Origin of the sequence: Aurantibacter sp. (assembly GCF_042094015.1) — a bacterium.
Taxonomy (GTDB): domain Bacteria; phylum Bacteroidota; class Bacteroidia; order Flavobacteriales; family Flavobacteriaceae; genus Aurantibacter.
In genome coordinates, this window is sequence record NZ_JBELDZ010000082.1 from 1 (window position 1) to 10,389 (window position 10,389).

Annotated in this window: 9 protein-coding genes; 8 read left to right on the top strand and 1 reads right to left on the bottom strand. The window is 29.6% G+C overall.

Annotated features, from left to right (window positions below; all coding sequences use genetic code 11):
- The first annotated feature begins 153 nt into the window (after window positions 1–153).
- From ACFDSN_RS10440 to ACFDSN_RS10470, 7 genes are all read left to right on the top strand, one after another.
- Window positions 154–888, top strand: a complete 735-nt coding sequence (locus ACFDSN_RS10440; protein ID WP_375239795.1) for a type III pantothenate kinase — start codon at window positions 154–156, stop codon at window positions 886–888.
- Window positions 885–2,198, top strand: coding sequence for a hypothetical protein (locus tag ACFDSN_RS10445; RefSeq protein WP_375239796.1), 1,314 nt, complete (start codon window positions 885–887; stop codon window positions 2,196–2,198). The genes ACFDSN_RS10440 and ACFDSN_RS10445 overlap by 4 nt, the downstream gene beginning before the upstream one ends.
- A 19-nt stretch (window positions 2,199–2,217) precedes the next feature.
- Window positions 2,218–3,570 (top strand): tetratricopeptide repeat protein, encoded by a 1,353-nt coding sequence (locus ACFDSN_RS10450; protein WP_375239797.1) that lies wholly within the window; start codon window positions 2,218–2,220, stop codon window positions 3,568–3,570.
- Window positions 3,570–4,121 (top strand): LPS export ABC transporter periplasmic protein LptC, encoded by a 552-nt coding sequence (gene lptC / locus ACFDSN_RS10455; RefSeq protein ID WP_375239798.1) that lies wholly within the window; start codon window positions 3,570–3,572, stop codon window positions 4,119–4,121. Before ACFDSN_RS10450 ends, lptC begins: the two co-directional genes overlap by 1 nt.
- A 45-nt stretch (window positions 4,122–4,166) precedes the next feature.
- Window positions 4,167–4,340 (top strand): hypothetical protein, encoded by a 174-nt coding sequence (locus tag ACFDSN_RS10460; protein ID WP_375239799.1) that lies wholly within the window; start codon window positions 4,167–4,169, stop codon window positions 4,338–4,340.
- A 2-nt stretch (window positions 4,341–4,342) separates the two neighbouring features.
- Complete coding sequence (locus ACFDSN_RS10465; protein ID WP_375239800.1) at window positions 4,343–5,632, top strand: hemolysin family protein; 1,290 nt, start codon at window positions 4,343–4,345, stop codon at window positions 5,630–5,632.
- A 172-nt stretch (window positions 5,633–5,804) separates the two neighbouring features.
- Window positions 5,805–7,934, top strand: coding sequence for a peptidylprolyl isomerase (locus tag ACFDSN_RS10470; protein WP_375239801.1), 2,130 nt, complete (start codon window positions 5,805–5,807; stop codon window positions 7,932–7,934).
- Between the two features lie 95 nt (window positions 7,935–8,029).
- Here the strand turns inward: ACFDSN_RS10470 and folK are convergent, their stop codons facing one another.
- Window positions 8,030–9,163 (bottom strand): 2-amino-4-hydroxy-6-hydroxymethyldihydropteridine diphosphokinase, encoded by a 1,134-nt coding sequence (gene folK, locus ACFDSN_RS10475; protein WP_375239802.1) that lies wholly within the window; start codon window positions 9,161–9,163, stop codon window positions 8,030–8,032.
- A gap of 206 nt (window positions 9,164–9,369) precedes the next feature.
- Between folK and ACFDSN_RS10480 the strand changes: the two genes are divergently transcribed.
- Window positions 9,370–10,389, top strand: a 1,020-nt coding sequence (locus ACFDSN_RS10480) for an AsmA family protein (protein ID WP_375239803.1), incomplete at its 3' end; no start/stop codon positions are given.

Genomic DNA, 10,389 nt, shown 5'->3' on the forward strand with positions numbered 1-10,389 from the left:
CAGGGACACAAGGATTTTCAGTCCTTTGCTCTACCAACTGAGCTAAGGCACCATTGTGTAAATGCGAGTGCAAATATAGTACCTAATTTTACATTACCAAAACATTTTATATCTTTTTTGATTTATTACATTTGTTCAATAAAAAAAAGAAATATGAACCTAATTATTGACGCTGGTAATTCTTATGTAAAGATTGCTGTATTTCAAAACAACAACTTAATCTTTGTTGATTCTGTTTCGTATAAGTCTTTTTTTATTGATTTAACCAATGTACTTAAAAACCATCCAAATATAAAGTACGGTATTTTGTCCTCTGTTGGAGCATTTTCTTCAAATGATATTTATGAGATAGATAAGCGTATTTGTTTGATTGAGGTTCGTGATAAAATAAAATTACCTTTTTCAAATCTTTATAAAACGATTAATACATTAGGTAAAGATCGTTTAGCTTTGATAAGTGCATCTATGATTAATTATACAAAAGAAAATGTTTTAGTAATTGATGCGGGAACTTGTATTACTTTCGACTTCAAAAATAAAGATGATGAGTATTTAGGTGGTGCTATTTCTCCTGGGATTAATATGAGATATAATTCTTTAAATTATTATACTAGTAGTTTGCCGCTTTTAAAAAAAGAAGTTATTAATGGTAATTATTTAGGGAATTCTACTGAAGCCTGTATGCATTCAGGTGTGGTGAATGGAGTTGTTCAAGAAATAGATGGTGTTGTAGCTCAGTATAAATCTAAATATAAAGATTTAACAGTTATTTTAACAGGAGGCGATGCTAATTTTTTGTCTTTGCAATTAAAAAGTAGCATATTTGCCAATTCAAATTTCTTACTAGAAGGTTTGAATTATTTATTGAATTATAATCTTAAAGAATGATTAATAAACTAATAATGGTTTTTGTGTGTCTGTTGGTAACTCAATCCTATGCACAAGAAGGTACAGCATCTCCTTATTCTTTTTATGGTATTGGAAGCTTAAACTTTAAAGGTACTGTAGAGAATAGGAGTATGGGCGGAATTTCCGTTTATAATGACAGTATTCATTTAAACTTAAGAAATCCTGCAGCATATGGTGGTAAAAACCTATCTGTTTATAATAATGAAAGTCGTCCAATAATATATTCTGTTGGCGGTAGTCATTCAGATATAAAGCTGACCTCTAATTCAGGCTCAGATAAAACATCTACAACTACGTTCGATTATCTGTCTTTTGCTATTCCGCTGGGCAAATTAGGTGTAGGGTTTGGTTTATTGCCTTATTCTTCTGTAGGTTATAAATTAGAGAATTCAAATTCATTAGGAAACTTAACTCAAAGATACAGAGGTCAAGGAGGAGTAAATAAAACCTATTTGTCTTTTGGATATCAAATAACTAATGAATTAAGTTTTGGTGCTACAGCAGACTATAATTTTGGAACTATAGAGAATTCTACAGTAGAATTTCTATATAATACTAATGATGAACTTCTTGGTTACCAAACAAGAGAAGATAATAGATCTGACTTAGGAGGATTAGGTTTTAATTTTGGGGCATATTACACTAAAAAGATTTCAGAGAAATTAGAATTACAGACGTCTTTAACATATTCTCCAGAAACTAAATTAAGATCTAGAAATACAAGGTCGTTCTCAACAATTACTCTTGACGGACTTGGAAACGAAAATGAAATAAATACAGTAGAGTCAGACTTAGCTTCTGTCGGTTTAGAAACTACAAATTTAATAATTCCATCAAAATTTAATATTGGAGCAGGAATTGGTGAGCCAAGAAAATGGTTTGCTGGTGTAGATTTTACAACACAGAACACGAGTAATTTTTCAAATAGATTGTATAATTATCAAAATGTAAGTTTTGAAAATGCAAATACGTTATCTCTTGGAGGTTTTTATATTCCAAAGTTCAACGCTTTTTCTGGTTACTTTAAAAGAGTAGTTTATAGAGGTGGTTTACGTTTTGAAAAAACAGGTTTAAAAGTAAATAATGAATCAATAAGAGAGTTTGGCATATCTTTTGGTTTAGGATTACCAGTTGGAAGCGGTAAGGATTTTTTCTCAAATGCAAACATTGGTTTTGAATTAGGAAAAAGAGGTACAACAAATCAGAATTTAATCAGAGAGAATTTTGTGAATTTGAAATTTAGCTTATCTCTTAATGACAGATGGTTCCAAAAAAGAAAATATAACTAACGATAAAATTAACATTACTATGAAACTTAAAGCAACATTTTTATTTGTTTTATTACTAAATATAACTTTTGGATACGCACAAGAAGATTGCGCTACAAAGTTATCTTTAATGGTGGAGTCTGCAAAAGCAAAAGCATATGATGCAGCTTACCCACAATTGCAATCACTAAGAAAAGATTGTGCAAAATACCATTATGGTATTTACGCTTATGGTGAAAAAGTGTTAAAGCATAAAGTTGATAATTCTTCAGGAGAAGAAAAGAAAGCTTTTATTGCAGATTATGCAAAGCTATATTCAGAAGCACAAATGTATTTTTCTAGTAAATTCCCAAAAGGAGAATATATGGGGAAAGCTGCGCAGTTAAACTATGACAATAAAGAATTATTAGGTATTCAAAACGAAGACTTATATAATCAATTTGATGCGGCTTACAAAGCAGATGCAGCTACTTTTGATAGTGCTAAAAGCTTGTATGTGTATTTTAAATTAATGGTAGGTCTTTTTGATGAAGGTAAAAAACCAGCTTCAGATTTATTTAATAAGTATGATGATGTTGTAGAAAGAATTGATGCTATAACGGAATCTTATCAGGTTAAATTGAATAAGTACGTTGCAAAAGAAGAATCTGGGGCAGCTTTAACGTCTAAAGACAAAAAATATAAGGCTAACTACGAAGCAAATATAGCTGCTTTCGAGAAAGTGTCAGGTAGTGTAGATGCAGAATTAGGGTCAAGAGCTAATTGCGAAAACTTAATTCCATTATACACTAAAGATTTTGAAGCAAATAAAGAAAATGCAGTTTGGTTAAAAAGGTCTGTTAGTAGAATGTTCTATAAAGAATGTACAGAGGATCCTTTATACGAAAAATTAGTAAAAGCTTATGATGCTGTAGAATCTTCTGCAGATACAAAGTATTTTGTTGGAACAATTTTGTTTAACAAAGGAAAAGTAAATGAAGCAATGAATTACTTTAAAGAATCATTCGACTTACAAACAGATCCTTTAAAGAAAGCTAAATTAGCTAATAAAATTGCCTCAAGTTTAAAGAAAAAAGGACGTTATGGAGAAGCTAGACAATATTTTGAAAAAGCCTTAAAATTAAATCCTTCTAATAAATATCCGCACGTGTTAATAGCATCTATGTATGCAAGTAGCGCTAATAATTGTGGAGATACAAACTTTAATAAAAGAGCTGTATTTTGGTTAGCTGCAAACGAAGCAGATAGAGCTGGAGGAAAAGGTTCTAGTTATGCTAAAAGTTATAGAGCAAAAGCACCAACTAAATCTGAAATTTTCTCAGCAGGAAATGCAGGACAAACCATTAAAATTGGATGTTGGATTGGTAGAAGTGTAACTGTACCAAGTTTATAATGCAAACCAACATTAAACATATAATATATAACTTAGTCATAGCATTAGCTATGACTTTGTTTTTTTCGTGTAAAAACGATTTTAAAAGTGTGTCTAAAATTGGTGTAGCAGCTTATGATCCAGTTGGTGTTGGAGATAGTATTAATTTAAAATTTACAGATTCTGGAAAAGTAAAAGCAAATTTGTTGAGTCCAAAAGTCTATGATTATAGTAATAGACAACACAGTTATTCTGAATTTACCGAAGGTGTAACATTATATATTTATGAGAATAATGAGAAAAACACTATTTTATCAGATTATGCTATAGTTAATAATACTACAGATTTAATAGATTTACGCGGAAACGTTATTATAGTAACCGCAACTAACGATAGTTTGTTTACAGAACAACTATATTACGATAAGGAAAATAAATGGGTTTTTAATAACGAACCTGTTCAGTTTAAGTCTAAAGAATATGTAACAAATGGTATTGGTTTTGATTCAGATGAAGCATTTACAAAAATTGAAGTATTAGATGTTACTGGTCAATTTGCTGTATTAGATTAAAATTAAATCTGCTTTCATATATTTACAATATAAACACTCTATTTTATGACATTTTTTAAATACTTTCATTACGCTTATTTAGTCTTTGCTGTATTGTTTCTTTACGATGCTTTTGCAAGTTGGGGACAAACACAAGCTTATGCATCCTTAGCGTTAGGAGGATTAGCTCTTTTTATGTTTTTCTTTAGAGGTAAATTTAACAAGAAACTTAAAAAATAACTATGGTAACAACTCTTGTTATTATTGTTACTTCTCTATTATTATCAGCTTTCTTTTCGGGAATGGAAATTGCCTATGTGTCTTCTAATAAAATTCATATAGAAATAGAAAAAAAACAAGATGGTTTTTTACCTGGAATACTAGCTAAATTAACCCAAAAGCCTTCAAAGTTTATTGCAACAATGCTTATTGGAAACAATATAGCGTTAGTTATATATGGTTTTTTTATGGGTGATTTGTTAATGGAATGGTTTCAAACATTTTTGCCAACAAATGATAGTATTATAGCCTATTTTTTTGATGATTTAGAGCTTTTTTCTCAAACAATAATTTCAACCTTGGTTATTCTATTCACGGCAGAGTTTTTACCTAAAGTGTTTTTTCAGATTTATGCTAATTCATTACTTAAAATATTAGCGTTTCCAGCTTATTTATTTTATTTACTATTTTACTTTATCTCTGATTTTGTGATTTGGATTTCAGATTTGGTGTTCAAAAAATTCTTTAAAACTGAAGGAGATCAAGTTCAATTGGCATTTACTAAAACAGAATTGGGCGACTACATTAATGAGCAAATGGAAAGTGTTCAAGAGCACGATGATGTAGATAGCGAAATTCAAATTTTTCAAAATGCATTAGAGTTTTCAGAGGTTAAAGCTAGAGAAGTTATGGTGCCAAGAACCGAACTTATTGCAGTGGAACTTAACGAATCTGTAGAGAATTTAAAGCAGGCATTTATTGATACGGGTTGCTCTAAAGTATTGGTGTATAAAGAAAATATTGACGATATTTTAGGTTACGTTCAAATATTCGAACTGTTTAAAAATCCAAAGAATATAGGATCTATTTTAAAGTCAATAGAATTGGTTCCTGAAACAATGTTAATAAAAGATGTTTTAACACAATTAACAAAGAAAAGAAAAAGTCTAGCGGTGGTTTTGGATGAGTATGGAGGAACATCTGGTATAATGACAGTAGAAGATATTGTAGAGGAGTTGTTTGGTGAAATTGAGGATGAGCATGATAAAATTGATTTAATAGAACTTCAGATAGATGAAGATACTTATCGATTTTCAGCACGTTTAGATGTAGATTATATTAATGAAACATATAAATTAAATCTTCCAGAAGGAGAGAATTACGAAACTCTAGGTGGTTTAATAATGTCCCATGCCGAAGAAATTCCACAAGAAGCCGAAATTATAATTATAGAGTCTTACAAGATTAAAATATTAGAATCTTCTAATAATAAAATAGATTTAGTAGAAGTAAAGCAAATAGAAGAAGATTAATTAATCTTTAGACGACTACTTTTATTGATAAAATCACCCATTTATATCAGTTAAAAACTTCAGTATAGAAAATACTTAGTAAATAGCTTTTTTTTTAGTAAAAAGTATTTTTATTATTGCTATTAAAATGGTATTTTCGCCCACTATAATTCAATAATTATATCTATACAAAATGGCAATTTTAAATAAAATCAGACAAAAAACATTTGTTTTAATCTTAGTAATCGCATTAGCGTTATTTGCATTCATATTATCAGGTTTAGTAGATAATAAAGATGCTTTATTTGGTAAAGATCAAAATATAGTTGCGTCTATTAACGGAAAAGATATTGGTAGAACGGAATTTATGCAGAAGGTGGAGTTTCAACAACGCCAAATGGGTCCAAATGCAACAACAACTCAGGTTATGAACCAAGTTTTTGAAACAGAAGTTCGTCAAGCTGTTATGGCTGCTGAGTTTGACAAGTTAGGTCTTTCTGTAGAATCTGACCAAATGAGAGATGTTTTAAGAACAGCTTTAGCAACAAGTCCAGAATTTCTTAACGAAGCAGGTCTTTTTGATGATGCAAAGTTAACAGAGTACATTGCTAACATAAAAGAGACGTCTCAAGAGCAATACAAGCAATGGATCAACTACGAGCAAAACGTAGCAAGTTCTGCATTACAGACCAACTACTTCAATTTAGTTAAAGCTGGTACAACAGCAACTTTAGCAGAAGGTGCTTTAGAGCATAAATTAGAAGGAGATAAAGTTAATATAAGTTATGTTCAGGTTCCTTTTACTTCTATTGTAGATAGTACAGTAACTGTAACTAAAGAAGAAATCAAATCTTATATTACTAAAAACTCAAAAGAATTTGAGACAGAAGCTTCTACAGATTTACAATATGTAATGTTCGAAGAAGTTGCTTCTCTTGAGGATGAAAATAAGATTAAGTCTGACTTATCTGCATTAGTAGAAGATAAGCAAGAATTTGATGAAGCTACAAATAAAACTGAAAAAGTTTTAGGGCTTAAAAACACTACAGATATTGAAGCTTTTGTAAATCAAAACTCAGACGATTTTAAATACAATAGCTCTTTTGTAACTAAAGCACAATTACCAGCAGTAGTTGCAGATACTTTAGCAAATTCTCCGGTTGGTTCTGTTTATGGGCCATATAAAGATGCTACATATTTTAAATTATCTAAAATTGTTGCAACTACTAAGTTGCCAGATTCAGTAAAAGCACGCCATATTTTAATTCCTTTTAAAGGCGCTAGCTCTGCAGGAGAAGATGTTGTAAAAACAGAAGAAGAAGCAAGAGTTTTTGCAGATAGTTTAACAACTATATTAAAATCTAATACATCTAAATTTGAAGAGTTTGTTACAGCATATTCTTCTGATAAAGGAAGTGTTGAAAAAGGTGGTTTTTACGATTGGTATCCGTATAACCAAATGGTTCCAGAATTTAGAGATTTTACTTTTGAAGGTAAAACAGGAGATTTAGATGTTGTAAAAACAGTATTTGGATTTCATATTATAGAAGTTCAAGGTCAAAAAGGAGAATCTAATTTATATAAAGTAGCAACTATTGCACGTAAAATAGAAGCATCAGAAGCTACGTCTGACCAAGTGTTTAGAGATGCTTCTAATTTTGAAGTTAATATAGCTAGTGGGTCTTTTGCAGATGTTTCAAGAGAAGCTAATTATGATGTAAAACCTGTTAAAACTGTTAAAGCATTAGACGAAAGTATTCCTGGTTTAGGAGCGCAAAGAGCTATTGTGCGTTGGTCTTTTGATTCTAAAACTAGTGTTGGAGATATTAAGCGCTATACGGTTCCTGGTGGATATGCTGTAGTTCAAGTTACTGCTAAACGTGATGCAGGTTTAATGACTGTAGAAGAGGCTTCTGCAACAGTAACACCTAAATTAAGAGCAGAGAAAAAAGCTAAAATGATTATGGATGGTGTAAGCGCTTCTACTTTAGAAGATTTTGCAGCAGAAAAAGGACAGCAAGTTAAAACAGCTTCTGCTATTAATATGAAGAACCCAACAATTGGTGGAGCTGGTAAAGAGCCATTAGTTGTAGGTTATGCTTTTGGTTTAAAAGATAACGAAACATCTAAATTAATTATTGGAGAGAAAGGTGTTTATATGGTTAAGCGTACTGGATTTACTCCAGCTGTTAAATTAGATAATTATCAGTCTTTTGCCAACCAAGTTAGTACTCAAAAATTAAATGCAGTTCAAGGAAAGTTGTATACAGCTTTAAAAGAAGCTGCAGATGTTGTAGATAATAGAGCTAAAACAGTTCAATAATCTATAATAAATATATAAAAAAGGGCTTCCGGTTTTTGGAAGCCCTTTTTTTATATGATAGTTTTAAAGGTGTTGTTAGGTGTAGTTGTAAGTTTTTAATTTGTTTCAAAAATTTCAGAAAGTAGCCAAATGTAATCTTCTCTTTGGTTAACAAAGTCTCTATTAGATATATCAATAAGCTTAAAGTTAATTTCTGTTTGTGTCTTTAAAAAGTCTAAATAACCAGAATTAATTTTTTCTAAATAACTATCCTCTATGTTTTGTTCGTAATCTCTACCGCGCTTTTTAATATTCTCTTGAAGGCGTTCTGTATTTTGGTATAAGTAAATGTATAAGTCAGGTTTTGGAATGTCTTTATACATTAAGTTAAAGAGTTTTTTATATAGGTTAAACTCATCTTCTGGTAACGTTATTTTTGAAAATATAAGCGATTTATATATATCGTAATCACTTATCATAAAATCTTTAAACAAATCTAATTGTTGTAAGTCGTCTGTGATTTGTTGGTATCTATCTGCTAAAAAAGACATTTCTAAAGTGAAGGCATATCTTGTCGCGTCTTCGTAGAATTTTGGTAAAAACGGATTATCTGCAAAACGTTCTAAAATAGGTTTTGCATTAAATTCTTCAGCAATTAAATGAGTTAAACTTGTTTTTCCAGCGCCAATATTACCTTCAATAGCAATATAGTTGTGTGTTTTTAAATTGTATTGTTTTTTAGGTTTTTTAAGCCAAATGTTTTGTGGCTCTGGTGCACTATCATCTTTACAAATTTCTAGTAAATCTGTAATGCTTTTGTTTAGTTTTGGATGAATTACATCTTTTGCGATATCTTGTAAAGGTTGTAATACAAATTTTCTGTTATGAGCTTCTAGATGAGGTATAGTTAATTGTGGTGTTTCAATTATATCATTTTCAAATAAAATAATATCTAAATCGATTTCTCTGTTTTCATAACTATCTTCAAGTGTTTTTTGTCTACCTAGTTTTTTTTCTATTTCTTGTAAATGCTCTAAAATATCAAAAGCAGAAAGTGTTGTTGTTACAGAAATACATGTATTATAGAAATCATAGCCATCAAAATCTAAAGCTTTTGTTTTATAGATTTTACCAATTTGTTTAACGCTACCAATAGAAATGTAGATATTATTTATAGCATCTTGTAGGTGTTTGTATTTATCACCTTTATTACTGCCAAGAGCTATATGTACCGTTTTTTTTGTTATCATAATTTGTAGCAAAATAAGTAAAACTTGTTTAAGATTTTTATAAAAAAGAAATCTGTTAATAACTTGTTTGGTTATCACACATTTCAATATTATTTATAATTTAAAATAACTGTTGGTTTTAATGGTTTACAACTATTAAACTTATATTAAACATAGTTGTTATGTAATTTATATTTAATTTCTTTGTAGAAATATTTTTTAGTTAAATGAAAAAAGCATTAAAAATACTAGGGATTTCATTATTAATTATTGTTTTACTTTTAGTTGCAAGTCCTTTTTTGTTTCAGAATAAAATAAAAGGAATGGTTAAAACTTTTATTAATGAAAATGTAAATGCTAAAGTTGATTTTTCTGATGTTAATCTTAGTTTTTTAAGTAGTTTTCCAAAGGCTAATTTATCTATAGATAATTTAACGATAACTAATTTTGCGCCTTTTGAAGACGAACAATTAGTTAATTCAAAATCTATAACATTTGATTTTTCTATTACAGAATTGTTTAAAGACACTAATGCTGAGCCTATAAAAGTAGATGCGTTTTATATTAATGAGGCTTTGTTAGTCTTAAAAACGAACACGCAAGGCCTGTCTAATTGGAATATAGCGAAGTCTAAAAATATTACAGAAACAAAGACTGATACAGAAGTCAACCCATTTGTGTTTCAGTTAGATGATTATGGTATAACAAATAGTGCATTTACTTATATCGATGAAAAGGAAGAGTTAGCATTATATATTACTGATTTCAACCATAATGGTAGCGGAGCATTCTCTGAATCTGTTTCAGAATTGGATACACAAACCAATTTAAATGTGTCTTTAAAAATGGCTAAAACAGAATATTTAACTAATAACACCATAGATTTAGATGCTGTTTTAGGGTTCGATTTAAAGAAAAACAAATACACATTTAAAGAAAATAAATTAGTTTTTAATCAGCTGCCTATCGAGTTTGACGGTTTTGTTCAGCTTATAGAAAATGGGCAAAAAATAGATTTATCGTTCAAGAATGTAGGTTCTACCTTTAAAGATTTTTTAGCAGTTATTCCAAAAACGTATTCTAAAGATTTAGCAAACGTAAATACAACAGGTAATTTTAATATTATAGGTAAAGTAAAAGGAGAAATTACAGAAACAACTATTCCAACATTAGATATTAATGTTTTATCTAATAACGCGTCTTTTAAATATAACGATTTACCAAAAGGAGTAAAAGAGATTGTTATA

Coding starts and splice junctions, on each gene's coding strand:
- ACFDSN_RS10440 (WP_375239795.1), top strand. CDS start 154: ATGAACCTAATTATTGACGCTGGTAATTCTTATGTAAAGATTGCTGTA.
- ACFDSN_RS10445 (WP_375239796.1), top strand. CDS start 885: ATGATTAATAAACTAATAATGGTTTTTGTGTGTCTGTTGGTAACTCAA.
- ACFDSN_RS10450 (WP_375239797.1), top strand. CDS start 2,218: ATGAAACTTAAAGCAACATTTTTATTTGTTTTATTACTAAATATAACT.
- lptC (WP_375239798.1), top strand. CDS start 3,570: ATGCAAACCAACATTAAACATATAATATATAACTTAGTCATAGCATTA.
- ACFDSN_RS10460 (WP_375239799.1), top strand. CDS start 4,167: ATGACATTTTTTAAATACTTTCATTACGCTTATTTAGTCTTTGCTGTA.
- ACFDSN_RS10465 (WP_375239800.1), top strand. CDS start 4,343: ATGGTAACAACTCTTGTTATTATTGTTACTTCTCTATTATTATCAGCT.
- ACFDSN_RS10470 (WP_375239801.1), top strand. CDS start 5,805: ATGGCAATTTTAAATAAAATCAGACAAAAAACATTTGTTTTAATCTTA.
- folK (WP_375239802.1), bottom strand. CDS start 9,163: ATGATAACAAAAAAAACGGTACATATAGCTCTTGGCAGTAATAAAGGT.